The sequence below is a fragment of the Butyricicoccus pullicaecorum DSM 23266 genome, assembly GCF_900167005.1.
Classification (GTDB): domain Bacteria; phylum Bacillota; class Clostridia; order Oscillospirales; family Butyricicoccaceae; genus Butyricicoccus; species Butyricicoccus pullicaecorum.
Window position 1 is genome coordinate 43829 of sequence record NZ_FUXW01000006.1, and the last position, 18088, is coordinate 61916.

The following is an 18088-nucleotide window of genomic DNA, read 5'->3' on the forward strand; positions in this document are numbered from 1 at the left end:
GCAGGACGCGCAATACTCTGGAAAGACCAACCAATGGTTGGTCTTTCCTTTTTGTTTGTTTTGGTTGAAACCCGGTCCGAATACCGGGTTTCAAAAAGGGGATTTCGCTGTCTGCGGACAGCGACTCAGGGCTCTGCCCTGAGAACCCGCAGCCTTTGAAAAGGCTGGCGAAACTTTCAGTGTTTGGTGCGGTGCTTATTTCGCTCTTTGCAGCCACTTTTTATACGTACAATCAATCGCAATCGCGCCAAACGGTGCGGTGATCAAGATCGCCAGAACGGCAACAGTCAGCACGGTCTCACCGCAGGCAAGTCCCATTGCCAGCGGTACACCACCAATGGCTGCCTGTACGGTTGCCTTAGGCGTATACGCCAGCATACAGAATGCGCGTTCCTTGCCATTGAGTTTGGTACCGAGCACGCTGGCAAACACGCCTGCCATGCGGAACACCATTGCACCCAGAATCAGTAGAATCGCTGCAACGCCGGCATACGCAACATACGCAACATTGACCATCGCACCGACCAATACGAACAGCAGCAGCTCTGCACCGACCCAGAGACGGTCATACTTAGCAGACAGTCGCTTGGACACGACCGGAATGCGCTGTCCCAGCATGATGCCCATGCTCATAACGGCCAGCAAACCAGAGAAACCGATGATACCCGTACAGTGGTCTTCGATGGTGACCAGCACAAAGGACAGCGCCAGAAAAACGACGACCTTGATGCTGTCGCGCATGTGCACATGAGAGAACCACCACGCCAGCGCCAGACCACACAGCACACCGGCAGCAATACCAAGCACCAGCGAGGTCGGGATGCGGACGAAGTCGAGCGGCGACAGCGTACCGCCCGATGCGAGGCTGGTAAAGGACGAGAACAGCACGATGACATACACGTCATCGACCGACGCACCCGCCAGAATCATCTGCGGAATGCCCTGCCCGGAGCCGTACCCTTCATCCATCAGGCGCAGCATACGCGGTACCACAACTGCCGGAGAGACTGCTGCGATGACCGAGCCGATGATTGCAGCTTCGAGCACGCTCACGCCCAGCAGGCGCGGTGCCAGAATGACCGTACCAACGATCTCAAAGGTTGCAGGCACAAAACACAGCAGCACCGCCGAACGGCCAACCTTGCGCAGATCGCCAATGTCCAGACTCAGGCCGGCGCGGGTCAGGATGATGATGAGCGCAACCTTGCGCAGGTCAGCCGAAATTGCCAGCAGGCTATCGTCGAGCAATCCCAGCGCATACGGGCCGAAGGCAATGCCGACGAGCAGCATACCCAAAAGCGGCGGCAGGCGTAATCGCCTAAAAACCTCTCCGGCGAGCAATCCGCCCAGAAAAACCAGTGCCAAACTCCATAACATAGTTCTTTTTCCTCCTTACACAGACAAAAAGAGCTGACAACTCCTGCAAAAATCGTTGCAGAAGTCATCAGCTCTCGTCATTCAAGCGGTTTCGGCGCAAAGGCCGCGGGAGACATTCATTCCCTCGGCTGTTATCATAGCACGCACACGCCTGTCTGTCAATCCCTGTTTTCCTGTCTTAATTCATCCGTTTTTCAAGCTCCAATTGATGGCACAGGAAATATTCGCTATTGTATACGAAATAAGGTTTGGTGACAAACAAGCGAGTATAGCCTTCATTATATCAACAGCCGAAACCATTATATCCCGAAAACGCCAACATGTAAATTGCCATAAAAAACGGTATACCCTGTTTGTTTGCAATTTCCTCCAATTCTTGCATCACAGTGTCTTTTGGCGTCTTTATATAAGCATCAGACACCACCGATTCGATCACATCAGGCAATATCATACACATCTGATAAAACGCATCTTCCTGTCCTGTTACTAAGGCATAAAACTTATCCAGACTTATTCTACGAATACGTTTGTGCGATACTTTCTTTTTGTCAACAGTGGTTTCCCATTTAATATCTTGTGAATTTTTTGCAATCGCTTCAACAAGATAACAAACACAATCATCATCTTGTAAAAGTTGATTTTGCATTTTGATATATGTTTTTCCAGCAGCAGGTGCATTCATCGTATTATGTTTATTCTTCATCTCAACATAAATCCTATGTACGCAATCTCCCATGGACAGCTGAATGCCATCTTGATCTTCAAAGATAACATCCCATCCGCCTTCTTTTCCGTTTGCGGGTACGCGACACTTTGCAATATACTGAAAAATTTTTTGATGGAAATATCCTATATCATTATTATTTGATTTATCTCTCTGTCTAAAAATTTCATTTTTAACAATTTCCTCCCAAGTCGAGTGATAAACCATCTTATCAAAGATGAGTTTAATGGGATCTATAATATTGCTGTTAAACTTTTTAATATCATAAGACTCAAGCTTTTCTCCATACTTTTCAATCGTATCCGCAACATGCTGTTTAAATTCTTCTTCAGAAATAAAGCTTAACGGCCACATCATAGCACCTCCAGCACCGCTTTAATACTCAATCCAATTTCTTTAGCCAGATTAACAGGAACGGCATTTCCTACTTGTTTATATCGTTCAGATAATTTGCCACTAAACTCCCAATCATCAGGAAAGGTCTGAAATCTAGCATTTTCTCTATAAGAAAACGGTCTAACCTCCAGTGGATGGCATCGATCAGTCTGCTTCATACCTGGATTTGTGAGCACAGTTAAAGACGGTTCATCCAATCCGATTCTGCGCAAGATACCAGTTCTGCCTCCTCCCATATCCCAACAAGTCTTCATATATGCTTTTGCAACGACAGGATCAATATTTCTCCAATACCCTCCGGGCGGTACAAGTGCAAATACTGCCGCTTTATTCTCCGAATATCTCGCGCATTCAGAAGATGACGGATTTATATCCAACTTCACATCACGAACAACCGGTTTATAGCTATATTCCTTTGGAAATTCAAATCGACATTTTCCTGCTAAATCATTTCTTATACCTACCATTATGAGACGTTCTCTTTTTTGCGGAACACCATAATTCCAAGCATTTAACACTTTATGATAGGTGGTATATCCTTCATCTTCAAATATATCTAAAATCGTTTTAAATGTTCTTCCTTTATCATGTGAAAGCAGCCCTTTAACATTTTCAAAAAGAAACATTTTAGGCTGCAACTTATGCAGGAAAGTGGCATAATGATAAAACATTGTGCCTCGAACATCTTGAAGCCCCAGACGTTTACCTGCATAACTAAACGCTTGACACGGCGCGCCACCCGAAAGCAAATCAAGATCATATTTCTTTATATTAAATTCTTTTTCCAAGTTTCGTTCCGCTGTCAGCGCAATGTCTTCACATAATACATTCCAATTTGGTCTATTCTGAATAAGTGTATCCACCGCGTCACGATTGAACTCAACAAGTCCAATATGATGGAAGCCAGCTTGCTCCAATCCCAAAGCAAGCCCGCCTCCACCAGCAAATAGTTCAATCGAAGTATACATGATTCTAGTCTCCTTAATTTGGGTATATCTATATTATGATATCATAAATTTGATATTTTTTCAACACAGCAAATATGAGAAAACACACGTCCCAGAACAAATTCGATTCTTTCAGAGCTAATTTTTTAGCTATTTTATCGGTATATTTGCTCGATTCCTTTTGCTTAGTAAACACTCCTCTGGTAAACAGATAGACATTAGTTCAGATACTGTAAAGCAAAAACGGCGAGGCCGCCGAGCACGCCCGAACCCACCATGACCAAAATCGGGTCGGGTTTCCACTTACGCAAGACGATCAAACACACGGCGAAAATCACAACATTTACGCCATTGACATCGGACAAATTCGCAGAAAACGCGCCCGAAGTAAAAAAGGCAGAAACCAAGATGGTCAGACCGGCAGATGCAATGAGTGCGACGACAGCCGGACGCAGGCCGTCCAGAATGCCGCGCAGGATACCGAGGTTTTTATACTTAGTATAGACCCAAGCGAGTGCCAGCACGATGATGCACGAAGGCAGGACACAGCCAAAGGTTGCGACCAGTGCCCCGGGCAATCCGCCGACGCGTGTGCCGACAAAGGTTGCAGCGTTTAACGCGATGGGGCCGGGTGTCATTTGGGAAATGGTGATGATATCGGTCAGCTGCAAGGGTGTGAGCCAGCCGTGCACATCCACGACCTGATGCTCGATGAGCGGCAGGGATGCATAACCGCCGCCGATGCTGAACAGGCCGATCTGAATGAAACTCCACAAAAGCTGGGCGTAGATCATGTGTCCTGTCCTCCTTTTTTGCACATTTGCAGCGTATTGATCGCACCAATCAGGCCGCAAAGCACGATGATAAGGATGACATTGAGGTGAAAGACCGCCTGACCGACAAACGCCAGCACCATCACGATGATCGGAAGGGCTTTTTTGAGTTTCAAAATGCCCTGTGCCATGGAGATGACCACGTCACAGATGACCGCGGCCACGCCTGCCTGCATACAGCCCATGACCACATTGACGATGGCGTTATCACGAAAAGCGGCATACACCAGCGAGACCAGCGACAGGATAACAAGCGGCGGCAGAACGGTGCCCAGAATGGTGCACAGTGCGCCCAGCACACCGGCCACGCGATAGCCGATGATAATGGACGCATTGACCGCAATCGGGCCAGGTGACGACTGGGCGATCGCGATAAGGTCGATCATCTCGTTTTCATCAATCCAGTGCAGGCCTTCTACAAAACGCCGCCGCATCAGCGGAACAATGACATAACCACCGCCGAACGTAAACGCGCTCAGTTTGAGGGTGGAAAGAAACAGTGTCAAATAGCAATTTTTCTTTTGCATAGGTTCCCCCTTCCGGGTGCACGGCGAGCCGACACCCCTTTTTAGCATACACCGCTCCCCCGGCATTGTAAACATCTCTCAAACAAAAACCGGGATGGGGTAACGTCCCCCTTCCCGGTCTGTCTGTGTTATCGTACCGGGCAGACACCGCCGACGCATTCGGTCGCGCCGATATCCAGCTCGGTTTCTTCCTTCTCATACTTGGAGATAAGCGACGGGTTAAACGGCTTCATCGCCGCACGGCGCTGCTCGTACTCCTCGCGGCTGATCTCCTCGTAGGGCATCAGCTCGTAGAAATTGTCGTCCAGGCTCAGGAAGGACAGGGCGACGATATCGTCCCAGTTCTTCCAAACCCACTCCTCAACTGCGTCCCACTCGTTCTGACGGACGTGGATGGTGATCGAGCAGTTATGATCGACGTAATGGGTCATAAACATCTTGTAGTTTTCCAGCTGTTCGATGGCCGAAACGTCGGCTTTGACGCGGCCAGCCGGTGCCTTGACCGGGAACTCGACAACCTTGGTACGGCAGTCCTCGGCGGTCTGGCCGACCTCGGGGAATACCGGGTAACCCAGCTCCTCGCACACCTTGCACAGCGGATCTTCCGCCGAGATGCGCACGCGGCGCACGTAGTAGGGTGCGTGCGAGTAGTGCACACCGCTCGACACGGTGGGCAGCAGCGACAGCGTACCCTCGGGCTTAACCGTGGTCACGAGCAGCGGCTCGACCATGCCCAGCGCGTCGGCGTACTTGCGTGCCGCCTCGTGTGCGGTCTTGCGCAGCTCGGCCAGCAGCTCGGCTTCCTCTTCGCGCTCCATGCCGGTTGCGTTTACCATGTCCTGCCAGCCAGTCAGCGAGCAGCCCAGCAGCTTGTCGCGCTGCTGTACAGCGTTCCACTCGTGAATTTCCAGCTCACGGCAGGTCATGCGGTAGCCTGCACGTGCGGACAGGCGCTGTGCTTCCAGCAGGCCTGCGCGGTCGAGAGTACCGTCGGGCTGAACGAAGGCCATGACGTTGACCGTCGTCAGGTTGCACAGGCCGTGGTTGTCCAGCAGAATCTCGCCACAGGGGTTAACGCCGTTGAAGTTCGGACGGCGCTTTGCGCCTGCCTCCTGATTGACCCAGCCCGGCTCGCCCGAGTAGCGCATCTGCTGCAAGTGCCAGTGCAGCTGTTCACGGGTGGGCTTATGGGTATAGAAAATCGAGTTGTTGCTCATCTGGCGGTGCGCGATCGACTTGTCGATCTCCCAGCGGTCGCCAACCTGCTTGTACAGGTTGCTCTTGGCCTGAATGCAGGTCGGGTCGTCCTGATCGATGAGGCCAATCTCCGAGGTACGGCGCACGCCGCCCGAAACCACGTTCTCACCGATGATATTTGCGATATCCAGCAGGTCGATGGGCTGGAGCTGGGTGCGGGTCTTGCCGTCACGCGCACCGGCCTGACCGATGATCTTGTGAATCTTATCAATCATGCGCATCATGGACTGGTAGCCCGATGCCGTACCACCGAACACCTTGAGCTTTTCGCCCTTGGGACGGATATTGCTGTAATTGACCACGATATGACCGATCTTGTTGTACTCGTTGTTGTAGAGCAGGTTAAAGTACGCGTCGAGTGCCTGTGCCCAGCCCTCCTTGGAGTCGCCGATGGTGATGTAAGCGGTGTCGCCCGAGAAGGTGAGGTTGGTGTATTCCAGACGCTCGTTCTTGGGCACTTCCTGATACATCTCGTGCAGAAGCTTTAAGTTGGTGCGCACGCGCGGCAGCTTGGCTGCGTCCGACTTGAGCATACGCACGCCGACACCTGAGCCGACCATTAGCAAATAGAACAGGTCATGGTATGCGTGGAAGTTGTCGATGACCTCAAAGGCGCAGTTATAGTTTGCCATCGGGTACTGTTCACCGACGCGGGTCTCACCTACCCACAGGGTACGACCGGACAGGAACTGCTTCATCTCATAGATGTTGCGGTACAGTGCCTCGGCCTCCTCGCGGCTGGTCTTGGCCAGCGAGCAGTTATACTCGACCGCACGGCGCACGGTCTCCCACCAGAACTCACGGCGTCCGAGGTGGGACAGGTAACGCGAATAGGTGCGCGAGTAGACGAACGAGCCCAGCTGCTGCATGGGGCCGGGTGCGTGCTTGAAGGGGCTCAAAAACTCCTTGCGCAGCAGGCCGTCGCGGTGCTCATACAGACCGCGGCTCTTTTCCTTGTCCATGCGGTACAGAATGTATGCCTTTGCTACGTCAAATCGTCCGGCTTCAAACAGGGCACGCTCTACCAGATCCTGTACGGCCTCGATCTGGATGATCTCGTCCGGCTGATCGGCAAGGTGCTTTTCAATGTGTGCGATGGCATCGGTTACCACCGACTCCTCATAGTTTCCAGCCGATACCGCGGCCAGTCGGATGGCACGCTCGATAAAGCGGCCGTCATAGGGTACAACTTTACCCGTACGTTTTTTTACATACTTTACTCTCACGTTTTCGGGCTCCTTCCAGACATTGAAAACGCCCCGCAGCAGGCAGGGGCGTCAATAAGCTTTCTCTATTGTAAGCGTTTTTGCGCCCGAGCGAAAGGGCAAAAGCATACGAAATTCCGGTCGAAAACAGCTCAAATTCCTACCATCCCGTCAACACCCAAGTGAATTTGTAACCGCTAGATATGGTATCTATTTCCTGTTTCCCACACATTCCCTATGTTTTCCAGCTGGTTCTTCCCTGTTTTGACCGTTCTGCCATCCTTCTTTGTCCCTTCTGCGGCACTTGCGCGGGCAGGGCGACCTGCGTATAATAGGACTCGGTAAAAATAACCCCGTTTGTCTCGTATAAGGATGTGACTCCCATGAAAAAACAGATGTCCGATTCGCTCACGCTCGCGGTCTTTTTGACGCTTGCGGGCGGATTTCAGGACGCGTACTCGTACAACTGCCGCGGCCAGGTATTCGCCAACGCCCAGACCGGCAACATCGTGTTGCTCGGTCAGAACCTCGCAACCGGTCACCCCGGGCGCGCGCTGCACTACCTCTTCCCGCTTTTGGCCTTCATGTTGGGTGTGTATCTGGCCGAACTGGTGTGCAGACGCTATCAGAACAGCACGCGCATCCACTGGCGGCAGACCATCCTGCTCGCGGAAATCGTGCTGCTTGTCATTGCCGGACTGCTGCCCCAGTCGCTGAGCGTCGCGGCCAACGTCCTGTTATCCTTCGCCTGTGCCATGCAGGTCAACGCTTTCCGCAAGTTCCGCGGACTGCCCTGTGCGACCACCATGTGTATCGGCAATATGCGCTCGGCTGCCTCGCTGCTGTGCGGCTACCACACGACCGGTGACCCCGAACTGAAGCGCAAAAGTATGCACTATTACTTCGTCATCGCGGTCTTTGCCGTGGGTGCTGCCATCGGCGCTGTGCTCACCCAGCGCATCGGTGAGCGCGCCATCTGGATTGCAGCCGGATTGCAGCTCATCGGCTTTTTGCTCATGTTCGCCCACGAACCCGACCCCGTCCATATCGACTGACAGAAAAAACGCTCCCAATCGGGAGCGTTTTTGTGATCTATCCGGTTTTATGCGTCCTGTTCCATGACCCAGGCAATCGCACGCTCAATGCCGTCGGTGTTGCAGGTTCCGGTTACAAACTCTACCTGCTCCTTGACATGATCGGAGGCGTTGCCCATCGCAATCGGATGACGCACGGCATGCAGCATGTTCAGATCGTTGTCCGAGTCACCGATTGCCGCGGTCTCGTCCATCGAAATGCCCAGCTCCTGCGCCAGCCAGCGAATGGCCTCGCCCTTACCAGCACCCTCGGCCATGATCTCAAAGTTATCCGGGCCAGAGCTTGTGAAGGTCAGTCCGGGCAGTTCGCTCATCCATTCCTTTGCACGGCGCTTCTTGTCCGCGTCCATGCTCCAGCCCATGAGCTTGGTGACGACACCCCCACAGGATGCGACATCTCCAACCAGATCGTCGGTCAGGTGCAGCATGCTGCCCGGCACTTGAAAACCGCGCATCTTAGAGAAAATCTGCTCATAAGTATCGTTGGTCATCCAGATTTCGTCGTCAATGTACAGGAACATCCGCAAACCGCATTCCTCGCCGCGGCGTACAGTCTCGGCTGCTGTTTCACGCGGAATCTGCCATACCTTGTGGCGCTCGCCGGTCATGCGGTCGACAATCACCGCACCGTTCGAGCAGATCAGCCAGCGGTCGCACGCGGTATCCTTGACAAAGCCCTGTGCTTCCAGATTGCTGCGCCCGCTCGCGACAACCACACGAATGCCGGCCTCAGCCGCCTTGGCAATGGCCTTGCGGCTGCCTTCCAGAATTTCCTTGTCGTGGTTGAGCAGCGTACCATCCAAATCTACTGCGATCAGCTTCATGCTCGGCCCTCCAGACGTGCACGAACGGTGTCCATGTCGGGCATTGCCGGGATTGCACCGCGCTTTTCTACGCACAGAGACGCAACTGCGTTGCCAAAGCGTGCAAACTGTGCCGCCTCTGCCAGGGTCAGCTCGCCCGGACGCTTGCCGCTCTGTGCGATCTGGTACAGGAAACCGCCCCAGAAGGAGTCGCCTGCGCCGGTCGTGTCGGCAACCTTGGACGCGAAGCCCGGAACGATCTCGGACTGCTCAGCCTGTGCCGCCGTGCGCACCAGCGCACCCTTTGCACCCAGCGTAACAACCACGCAGCCGATGCCCTGTTCGATCAGACGGCGGGAAGCCTCTTCCGGATCGGCTGCACCGGTCAGAAGCTCGGTCTCCTCGTCGGAAATCTTGATAACATCAACCTGCGGCAGCACCGAGCGCATAACCTTGCGCGCACGCTCGCGGCTGTCCCACAGCAGCGGGCGATCGTTGGGGTCATAAGAGATGATTGCACCAGACTTCTTGGCCATTGCAACTGCATACAGCGTTGCGCTGTGCGCCGGCTCGTTGGTCAGCGACAGCGAACCGAAATGCAGGATACGGCTGCCGGTCAGAAGCGCGGTCGGAATGTCCTCGGCGGTCAGGCAGGTGTCTGCACCCGGCTTACGGGCAAACGAGAACACGCGCTCACCCGACGGCTCGAGCGAGACAAATGCCAGCGTGGTGAATGCGCCTGCATCCACGCTCACGCCGCTCGTATCTACGCCAATCTCGTCCAGCGTCTTCTTGAGGTATGCGCCGTGCATATCCTCGCCCACCTTGCCGATAAACGCGGCACGGCCTGCCAGACGGCTGACCGCCGCGGCAACATTGGCCGGTGCACCGCCCGGATTGCGCTCAAACAGCGCCATACCGGTGTCGGGATTATGTCCACACTCAGTAAAATCAATGAGCACTTCGCCCAGTGCTGTTACATCAAACATCTGAAGGTTCCTCCCTTTCATTCTTTCTGCGCGCCGCACGCCGGCAGACCGCAGGTTACTTGCTCCTTGTATACGGTCTTATTATAGAATGCAAAGACGAGCCGCGTCAACGGCTCGTCCGGGTTTTTTGTTCGCTTTGACGATGTGCCCAATGGGTCGCTTTTTCCGGCAAACGACTTAGTATGTTAATACCAGCGTTTTGATCTCGAATGGTCTGAACGAACAGGTGCATTTCGGAACCTCGACCGGCTGTTCGTTCTCCTCAAGCAGGTCGGTCAGGGCAGCTGAGCGGATATAGGGTGCAAAGTGCAGGTCTGCGTGATCGGCTGCGCCCTCGCACTCGTACAGGCGAACAACCAGCGCACGGGCTGTGGTCTCGTGCAGAGGCTTGACCGACTCGATGATGACATGGTCACAGTCGGTCGTAACCGGTGACTCAGGTAAACGGCGCGCACCCTGGAAGGTCAGCACGGGTTCATTGAGGCAGTATGCCGGATAGGCAACCGTCTGGGCGCTGAGTGCACCGGGGTGCGGCAAAAAGGCATAGGTTACATCGTGGATACCGCTGTCACCGGTCGCGTCGGGACGGCATCCGGCCTTGTGCAGGGACAGACGGATGCTGCCGCCGCGTACCGATACGCCGTACTTGCCATCGTTGAGCACAGCGCATCCATAACGCGGTTCGGAAAGGTCGGTGTACTTGTGGTTGCACACCTCGAACATGGCCTGCTCCCGCGAGCCGTTGCGCGTGGTCGGACGCTCGATGTGTCCAAACTGGATTTCGTGCGAGGCAAAACGGCTGTGGATGTCGGTATCAAAGGCAACCTTTAAGAAGCGGTGTTTGTCGTTCCAGTCCATACGGGTCTCAAAGATGATTTCGGGACGGTTTGCGAAGAATACCACGTCCTGCGTGAGCGTCGAGCGTGCGGTGAGTTGATAAGTGCAGCGGAAACGTGCCTGACTGCTGCCCACACTGACACAGGTACGGCTGAGCAGCTCGGCGGTCGGCTGGAAGCGATCCTCGACCGTGTCCGCGTCCACGTCCCAGTTATCCCAGTTGGCCGGAACATCCTCGGCCAGCACAAAGGTACCGAGCGGCAGTCCGGAACGCACTTCGCGGCGCACGCGCTTATCAAAGAGCGAAGCAAAACCGCCGTTTTCGTCCCAGGTAACACAGTAGAACGGGGTTTCCAGACCGTCGTCTGTGACCGTAAAGACAGGGTCGGTCGTCGGGTACAAGTCGCCGTCCTTCAAAGTACGGGTTTCCATCGGCGCAAGGCTTACGCCCTCGACTGCGGTCACGGTCTGACCAAAGACGTTTTCAAAGGTCTGTCCCCATGCCGGTGCGGCAAAGGGCAAGTAAATCGTGTCATTGCGTGCAAATCCCAGCGGGTTGTATACGGTCACACCCGCGCCCGTGGCATTCACGACCGCGTTTTGCTGCTGCTTGGCCTCCGCAATCATGCGGTGCATCTCGGCAATGCTCTCCTCGTGTACGCGCGTGATCGAGCTGCCGGGTAAGATATCGTGAAACTGGTTTTTGAGCAGCGTTTCCATCAGCGGACGGATGGCCGTATCGTCGGCAGGCACGTCCCGCTCGATGGCATCCAGCACGGTCAGGCCTTCCAGATCGTGCAGGGCGACTTCGCCCTTGCGATTGTTGCGCTTGATCTCGTGGCGGTTGGTCAGCGTACCGCGGTGCAATTCGAGGTACAGCTCCCCGACATGTACCGGCACGTCGTGCGCATTGCGCTCCATCTCCTCGGCAAACTCCCCGACCGACCGGTGCTCGGTGCGCGGGCAGCCGTCCAGATCGTGTTCCCGGCGTACCAGTTCCAGATGCTCAAACTGCGGTCCGCCTCCGCCATCTCCGTAGCCGTAGGCAATCAGCTTGCGGCGGCTGACGTGCTTATCCTTGCTCTCCTGCGTAAAGGTCGGGTCATCGTTGCCCACGGTGTAGCGCAGCAGGGTTTCGGGGTCGGGTTCGCAGTGGGTGGCGTTAAAGTGAGTGAATACCCGGCTGCCGTCCAGTCCTTCCCACCAGAAGGTATCGTGCGGGAAAATATTGGTGTCGTTCCAGGACAGTTTAGTGGTGAAAAAGTATCTCACACCGCTTCCCCGCATGATCTGCGGGATGGCTGCGTTATAGCCGAAGGTATCTGGCAGCCAGAAATTATTCGACCGCAGGCCGAAGTGTTTCTGGTTATACTTCTGTCCCCACAGGAACTGCCGCACCAGACTCTCACCCGATACCATATTGCAATCGCACTCGACCCACACAGCGCCGCCCGGTTCATACTGTCCGGTGGCAATCTTCTCGCGCATCTTGTCGAACAGTTCGGGGTAATGGCGGCGAATCATCTCGGTATGGTACGCCGAGCTCTGGAAAAAGCGGTACTCGGGGTACTCGTCCATCAGGCGCACGGCGTTTGCGTAGGTGCGTGCGCACTTGCGGATGGTCTCGTCCACCGGCCACAGCCAAGCCGTGTCCATGTGGCTGTGGCCAATGACCGCGGTGATGGGTGCGGACGCAGCGTTTTTGGCCTCGAGCACCGGCTGCATGCGTTGGGTGGCAGCGCGCAGACCGCTGCGCCACTCGTCGGCATCGTCGGGTGCCGTCGGGCACAGTCCGACCACGTCATACAGGCAGCGGACCACGTCGCCACGGCGGAAGCTGTCCTGCGGCATGGCCTTGGCCAGGCTGTTCAGCACGCGCAAGTCCATGACAAAGCGCAAAATCTCCTCGTCCCGCTCGGCAATGTACACGCCCTCGTAGGTGTGGCGGCAGTCTTTCAGACCGCTGTCCTCAAAGGGTGCGCATCCCGGGATATAATGTCCAGCGTAGTATTCAAAATCCAGCTGCAAGGCTGTACCCGCGGGTGCACCCGGCGTAATGCGTGCGACATAGTGGTTGCCGTGGGTCTCAGTGGTGTATTTATTGGTAAAAATCGCGTGCGGGGTGCCGTCCAGAAACAGAAAGCCTTCCCAGCCGCCCAGACGCGGCATGACATAGAGCGGACGGTCGGCCAGATGTGCGGGCACGGTGTACGTGCCGTGCAGCCACAGGTTTTCCCATTCTCCGCCCCATACGTCACCGGCCTTAATCGGGTGATAGGCCGCGTCCGCAGGCGGTTTTCGCAGGTGCTCCCGGCAGGAGAATGCCTGCATGGGCACTTCGTCCAGTCGGTGAAAAATACGGGCTTCATAGATGTGTTCCAAACGGTGTGCCTTGTCCAGCACACGCGCAAGCTGTCTTTCCTGTGTCATAGTTCCTCCAGAACAAAACAATGGGATCAGGGTGTTTTGGACTGCGGTTATCATAAGGCCGCAGCCGGAGTGCATCACTCCCTCTGCTTGGTATTATACATGCTTTTCGTCCGATTGCATGTGTTTCTTTTTGACTTTTCCCATCTGCATAAACCAGCCCCAAACAGATTGTGCAAACCGCCGTTTCTGTCTCTGTTTCGCGTATCGCGTCCTTTTTGCGCAGTTTTTACGTCCTTCTCACAAATATCCCTTTTCGCCCCAAATTTACCGCTTTTTCTGCCAGATTTTACCTGCCGCTCTGGCTTTTCCCCTTGACAAACCGATGTGAAATACCGTATACTTGTCTTGTCATGTGATATATGTTTTCTGTATCCATGCAAATATTTCTTCTGACCACCCGGTTTTTTCTCCGGGGCAAGGCCATACGGACAGCCGGGTCAACTGCCGAGGGGCGGCCGAATGCCGCCATTATTGATTGAGTTAAAAGCTCAATTTTATAAGTTGGTTACTTTATAACCGGTACGCGAAGTGCGTGCACAACTTGTAAAACGGTCAATAAGAGTAGTAAAAGTAAGTATTTGCTATATAGACTCTCTATACAGAACCATCTGTCACATGGATTTTCGGGATCAGTCCGCCGCGCGGGCATCCCCTTCCATATGATTTTTTTACAAGCAGTGTGCCATTTCCGCACCCTGCTTGTTTTTTTATTCTGTTTTGAGAAGGAGCGCCTGCGGTATGGCGGAAAAATTAAAGCTTTACGGATTCAACAACCTGACCAAAGCCCTGAGTTTCAACATCTACGATGTCTGCTACGCGAAAACCGAGCGCGAACAGCAGGACTACATCGCTTACATCGATGAGCAGTACAACTCCGAGCGTCTGACCACCATCCTCACTAACCTCACCGACATGATCGGTGCCACCGTGCTCAATATCTCCAAGCAGGACTATGAGCCGCAGGGTGCGTCGGTCACCATCCTCATCGCCGAGCGTCCGGTCCCCGGAGAGACTCAGGTTGCGCACCTCGACAAGAGCCACGTCACCGTGCACACCTATCCTGAGTACCACCCCGAAACCTGTCTGGCGACCTTCCGTGTGGATATCGACGTCGCGACCTGCGGTGAGATCACTCCGCTGTCCACGCTGGACTACCTCATCAGCTCGTTTGACTCGGATATCATCACCATGGACTACCGTGTTCGCGGCTTCACCCGCGACATGAACGGTCAGAAGCTCTTTATGGATCACCCGGTCGCGTCCATTCAGGACTACATCGACCCCATCACCCTGCGCCGCTACGACGCAGTCGATATCAATGTCTACAGTGCAAACCTCTTCCACACTCGGATGATGCTCAAGGACATTGACCTGCAAAACTACCTGTTCAAGACCGACGTGTATGAGCTTCCGCCCATGGTTCGGCTTGAAATCATGAACAATATCCGCCGCGAGATGATCGAAATTTTCAGCGGCCGCAATATCTACTAAGCGAGGTGCGTCCCATGAAACCGTTGTCTCAGGAGCGCGCGCCCATCTACGAGGCGCTCGACTCCTTCCAAAAAATGCGCGTTGTCCCCTTCGATGTGCCCGGGCACAAGCGGGGACGCGGCAACCCCGAACTCGCCGCCCTACTGGGTGAGCAGTGCGTCCGCATGGACGTTAACTCCATGAAACCCCTGGACAACCTCTGTCACCCGGTCTCGGTCATCCGCGAGGCTGAGGAGCTGGCTGCCGAGGCTTTCGGCGCAGCGCACGCCTTCCTGATGGTTGGCGGCACGACGTCGGCGGTACAGAGCATGGTGTTGTCGGTTGTGGGGCGCGGCGAAAAGATCATCCTGCCGCGCAACGTCCATCGCAGTGTCATGGGTGCGATGGTTCTGTGCGGTGCTATTCCGGTCTACATCGACCCGGCCTGCGACGACCGTCTGGGCATTCCGCTCGGCATGAGCGTGTCTGCCGTCGAGCGTGCCATCCGTGAAAACCCGGATGCCAAGGCCATTCTGGTCAACAACCCCACCTACTACGGCATCTGTTCCGACCTGCGCCGCATCGTACAGCTGGCGCACGCGCACGGCATGCTGTGTCTGGCCGACGAAGCCCACGGCACGCACTTCTATTTCGGTGAAAATCTGCCGGTATCCGCGATGGCTGCCGGTGCCGACATGGCTGCCGTGTCCATGCACAAGTCGGGCGGCAGTCTGACCCAGTCCTCTCTGCTGCTGTGCGGCCCTGCCATGAGTGAGGGTCATGTGCGTCAGATCATCAACCTCACCCAGACCACCAGCGGCTCCTATCTGCTGCTGTCCAGTCTGGACATTTCGCGCCGTAATCTGGCGCTGCGCGGCAAGGAAGCCTTCGCCCGCGTGGTAGAACTTGCCGAGTACGCCCGCCGCGAGATCAACGCCATCGGCGGCTATTACGCCTTCTCGCGTGAGCTGTGCAACGGCGACAGCATCTACGACTTCGACCCCACCAAGCTGTCGGTCAACACCCTGCAAGTCGGTCTGGCCGGCATTGAGGTTTACGATCTGCTGCGCGACGAGTACGACATTCAGATCGAGTTTGGTGACCTCGGCAACATTCTGGCTTACCTGTCCATCGGTGACCGTCCGCGCGAGATCGAGCGACTGGTCGGTGCGCTCTCCGAGGTACGCCGCCGCTTCGGCGGCTCGGAAGCCGGTCTGATGAAGCAGGAGTACATCGAGCCCGACGTTGCGGTCTCGCCGCAGGACGCGTTCTACGCCGAGCACGAGTCCCTGCCCATCATGGAAACCGAGGGTCGTGTCTGCTCGGAATTTGTCATGTGCTACCCGCCCGGCATCCCGATTCTGGCACCCGGCGAGCGCATCACCCGGGAAATTCTGGACTACATCGTGTATGCCAAGGACAAGGGCTGCTCGATGACCGGCCCGGAGGACGCAGATATCACCCGCCTCAACGTGCTCAAAGGAAGGTACTAATATGGATTTATGGTTTTCCGAACATCACACACCCAATGTCAAGCTGTCCATCCGCGTTGACCGCCAGCTCTATGCCGGTCAGAGCGAGTTTCAGCGCATTGATGTCTTTGAGTCGCCCGAATTCGGCCGTTTTCTGACGCTGGACGGCTATATGATGCTGACCGAAAAGGACGAATTCATCTATCACGAAATGATCGTGCATGTGCCCATGGCCGTGCATCCGAATATCAAAAAAGTGCTGGTCATCGGTGCCGGTGACGGCGGCGTCATCCGCGAGCTGACCCGCTACGACCATATCGAGCACATCGACATGGTCGAGATCGACCCGGACGTTGTTGAGGTCTGCCGCGCTTACCTGCCCAAGACCGCAGGCCCCTGGCTGGACGACCCGCGCGTGCACATCCACTACGAGGACGGTCTCAAGTTCGTGCGCACCTGTGAGGACGCTTACGACCTCATCATCGTCGACTCGACCGACCCGTTCGGCCCCGGTGAGGGACTGTTTACCCGCGAGTTCTATGGCAACTGCTACAAGGCGCTGCACGAGGACGGCATTATGGTCAATCAGCACGAGAGCCCGTTCTACGACGAGGACGCCATCGCCTGCCAGCGCGCACACAAGCGCATTGTCGAGTCCTTCCCGATCAGCCGCGTCTATCAGGCGCACATCCCGACCTACCCGTCCGGGCACTGGCTGTTTGGCTTCGCGTCCAAAAAGTACCATCCGCTCAAGGATCTGGACGAAGCCCGCTGGAACGGCTACGGTCTGTCCTGCAAATACTACACGACCACCCTGCACAAGGGTGCGTTCTACATCCCCGCCTATGTTGAGGAGTTATTGAAAGATGTTGAAAGCGAACGTTGAAACCTTCCTGGGCTGTGACTGCCCTGCTGATGAAGCGCGTACCGTTCTGTTCGGTGCACCCTTCGATTCCACCACTTCGTTCCGCCCGGGCACGCGCTTTGGCCCGTCGGCCATCCGTCACGAGTCCTTTGGCGTAGAGACCTACAGTCCCTATCAGGATCGCGACCTGGAAGACGCGCATGTACTGGACGTGGGCGACCTCGAGCTGTGCTTTGGCAGCGCAGAAAAGGCGCTCGGTGACATTGAGGCTCAGACCGAAGAGATTCTGGACGCGGGCAAGCGTCCCTTCCTGCTTGGCGGCGAGCATCTGGTGACGCTGGGTGCCATGCGTGCGGTCGCGGGGCGCTATCCCGACCTGCACATCATCCATCTGGATGCACATGCCGACCTGCGCGACGACTATCTGGGCGCTAACCTGTCCCACGCGTGCGTCATCCGCCGCTGCTGGGATATTGTCGGTGACGGACGTATCTTCCAGTTCGGCATCCGCTCGGGCGAGCGTGCCGAGTTTGCCTGGGGTCGCGACCATGTGACCACCCAGAAATTCAATCTGGAAGGTCTGGGCAAGACCGTCGAGGCGCTCGCCGGCAAGCCGGTCTACTTTACCCTCGATCTGGACGTGCTCGACCCGTCGGTCTTCCCCGGCACCGGTACCCCCGAGGCCGGCGGCATCTCCTTCGAGGCGCTGCGCACCGCAATCACCCTCATTTGCAGCAAGCTCAACATCGTCGCCTGCGATGTCAACGAGCTCGCCCCCACCCTTGACCCGTCCGGTGTATCCACCGCGGTCGCCTGCAAGGTGGTTCGCGAAATGCTGCTCGCTTTCCCCGATTACTAATAT

14 protein-coding genes and 1 riboswitch are annotated in these 18088 nt (G+C 55.5%); of the genes, 5 read left to right on the forward strand and 9 right to left on the reverse strand.

Going from position 1 to position 18088, the window contains the following annotated elements; translation table 11 throughout:
• Window positions 1-195: 195 nt before the first annotated feature.
• The 6 genes from B5D52_RS10890 to nrdJ all read right to left on the reverse strand — a co-directional run bounded on the left by B5D52_RS10890 (window position 196) and on the right by nrdJ (window position 7287).
• On the reverse strand, window positions 196-1377 hold the full coding sequence (locus tag B5D52_RS10890) for a cation:proton antiporter (protein WP_016146913.1): 1182 nt from the start codon (window positions 1375-1377) through the stop codon (window positions 196-198).
• A gap of 51 nt (window positions 1378-1428) precedes the next feature.
• Window positions 1429-1510, reverse strand: a riboswitch (Fluoride riboswitch).
• A gap of 150 nt (window positions 1511-1660) precedes the next feature.
• A complete protein-coding gene (locus B5D52_RS10895; RefSeq protein WP_016146914.1) occupies window positions 1661-2455 on the reverse strand; it encodes an Eco47II family restriction endonuclease in 795 nt (264 codons plus the stop codon).
• Entirely contained in the window at window positions 2455-3465 is a 1011-nt protein-coding gene (locus B5D52_RS10900) for a DNA cytosine methyltransferase (protein ID WP_016146915.1), read from the reverse strand. The genes B5D52_RS10895 and B5D52_RS10900 overlap by 1 nt, the downstream gene beginning before the upstream one ends.
• 197 nt (window positions 3466-3662) lie before the next feature.
• Window positions 3663-4238: a chromate transporter gene (locus B5D52_RS10905; RefSeq protein ID WP_016146916.1), complete on the reverse strand. Its 576-nt coding sequence runs from the start codon at window positions 4236-4238 to the stop codon at window positions 3663-3665.
• Window positions 4235-4804: a chromate transporter gene (locus B5D52_RS10910; RefSeq protein ID WP_040332484.1), complete on the reverse strand. Its 570-nt coding sequence runs from the start codon at window positions 4802-4804 to the stop codon at window positions 4235-4237. Before B5D52_RS10910 ends, B5D52_RS10905 begins: the two co-directional genes overlap by 4 nt.
• Window positions 4805-4932: 128 nt before the next feature.
• Window positions 4933-7287, reverse strand: coding sequence for a ribonucleoside-triphosphate reductase, adenosylcobalamin-dependent (gene nrdJ / locus B5D52_RS10915; RefSeq protein WP_016146918.1), 2355 nt, complete (start codon window positions 7285-7287; stop codon window positions 4933-4935).
• A 362-nt stretch (window positions 7288-7649) separates the two neighbouring features.
• On the opposite strand from nrdJ, the gene B5D52_RS10920 reads away from it, so the two are divergent.
• The gene (locus B5D52_RS10920) at window positions 7650-8321 is read left to right on the forward strand and encodes a YoaK family protein (RefSeq protein ID WP_016146919.1); all 672 of its coding nucleotides are present in this window, start codon (window positions 7650-7652) and stop codon (window positions 8319-8321) included.
• A 47-nt stretch (window positions 8322-8368) separates the two neighbouring features.
• Here B5D52_RS10920 and B5D52_RS10925 read toward each other — a convergent pair whose 3' ends face one another.
• From B5D52_RS10925 to B5D52_RS10935, 3 genes are all read right to left on the reverse strand, one after another.
• Window positions 8369-9184 carry a Cof-type HAD-IIB family hydrolase gene (locus tag B5D52_RS10925; protein ID WP_016146920.1) on the reverse strand — a complete coding sequence of 272 codons (816 nt, stop codon included), beginning with the start codon at window positions 9182-9184 and terminating at the stop codon, window positions 8369-8371.
• Window positions 9181-10152: a carbohydrate kinase family protein gene (locus B5D52_RS10930; RefSeq protein WP_016146921.1), complete on the reverse strand. Its 972-nt coding sequence runs from the start codon at window positions 10150-10152 to the stop codon at window positions 9181-9183. The genes B5D52_RS10925 and B5D52_RS10930 overlap by 4 nt, the downstream gene beginning before the upstream one ends.
• A gap of 177 nt (window positions 10153-10329) precedes the next feature.
• The gene (locus tag B5D52_RS10935) at window positions 10330-13419 is read right to left on the reverse strand and encodes an alpha-mannosidase (protein ID WP_016146922.1); all 3090 of its coding nucleotides are present in this window, start codon (window positions 13417-13419) and stop codon (window positions 10330-10332) included.
• A 738-nt stretch (window positions 13420-14157) separates the two neighbouring features.
• On the opposite strand from B5D52_RS10935, the gene speD reads away from it, so the two are divergent.
• The 4 genes from speD to speB are packed head-to-tail and all read left to right on the forward strand — an operon-like array spanning window position 14158 to window position 18085.
• Window positions 14158-14910 carry an adenosylmethionine decarboxylase gene (speD, locus tag B5D52_RS10940; RefSeq protein WP_016146923.1) on the forward strand — a complete coding sequence of 251 codons (753 nt, stop codon included), beginning with the start codon at window positions 14158-14160 and terminating at the stop codon, window positions 14908-14910.
• Between the two features lie 14 nt (window positions 14911-14924).
• Window positions 14925-16382: an aminotransferase class I/II-fold pyridoxal phosphate-dependent enzyme gene (locus B5D52_RS10945; RefSeq protein WP_016146924.1), complete on the forward strand. Its 1458-nt coding sequence runs from the start codon at window positions 14925-14927 to the stop codon at window positions 16380-16382.
• Window position 16383: 1 nt separating this feature from the next.
• On the forward strand, window positions 16384-17247 hold the full coding sequence (gene speE / locus B5D52_RS10950) for a polyamine aminopropyltransferase (protein ID WP_016146925.1): 864 nt from the start codon (window positions 16384-16386) through the stop codon (window positions 17245-17247).
• Complete coding sequence (gene speB, locus B5D52_RS10955) at window positions 17228-18085, forward strand: agmatinase (protein ID WP_016146926.1); 858 nt, start codon at window positions 17228-17230, stop codon at window positions 18083-18085. Before speE ends, speB begins: the two co-directional genes overlap by 20 nt.
• The last annotated feature ends 3 nt before the right edge of the window (window positions 18086-18088 follow it).

Coding starts and splice junctions, on each gene's coding strand:
- B5D52_RS10945 (WP_016146924.1), top strand. CDS start 14,925: ATGAAACCGTTGTCTCAGGAGCGCGCGCCCATCTACGAGGCGCTCGAC.
- speE (WP_016146925.1), top strand. CDS start 16,384: ATGGATTTATGGTTTTCCGAACATCACACACCCAATGTCAAGCTGTCC.
- speB (WP_016146926.1), top strand. CDS start 17,228: ATGTTGAAAGCGAACGTTGAAACCTTCCTGGGCTGTGACTGCCCTGCT.
- B5D52_RS10920 (WP_016146919.1), top strand. CDS start 7,650: ATGAAAAAACAGATGTCCGATTCGCTCACGCTCGCGGTCTTTTTGACG.
- B5D52_RS10925 (WP_016146920.1), bottom strand. CDS start 9,184: ATGAAGCTGATCGCAGTAGATTTGGATGGTACGCTGCTCAACCACGAC.
- B5D52_RS10930 (WP_016146921.1), bottom strand. CDS start 10,152: ATGTTTGATGTAACAGCACTGGGCGAAGTGCTCATTGATTTTACTGAG.
- B5D52_RS10935 (WP_016146922.1), bottom strand. CDS start 13,419: ATGACACAGGAAAGACAGCTTGCGCGTGTGCTGGACAAGGCACACCGT.
- B5D52_RS10895 (WP_016146914.1), bottom strand. CDS start 2,455: ATGTGGCCGTTAAGCTTTATTTCTGAAGAAGAATTTAAACAGCATGTT.
- speD (WP_016146923.1), top strand. CDS start 14,158: ATGGCGGAAAAATTAAAGCTTTACGGATTCAACAACCTGACCAAAGCC.
- B5D52_RS10900 (WP_016146915.1), bottom strand. CDS start 3,465: ATGTATACTTCGATTGAACTATTTGCTGGTGGAGGCGGGCTTGCTTTG.
- B5D52_RS10890 (WP_016146913.1), bottom strand. CDS start 1,377: ATGTTATGGAGTTTGGCACTGGTTTTTCTGGGCGGATTGCTCGCCGGA.
- B5D52_RS10905 (WP_016146916.1), bottom strand. CDS start 4,238: ATGATCTACGCCCAGCTTTTGTGGAGTTTCATTCAGATCGGCCTGTTC.
- B5D52_RS10910 (WP_040332484.1), bottom strand. CDS start 4,804: ATGCAAAAGAAAAATTGCTATTTGACACTGTTTCTTTCCACCCTCAAA.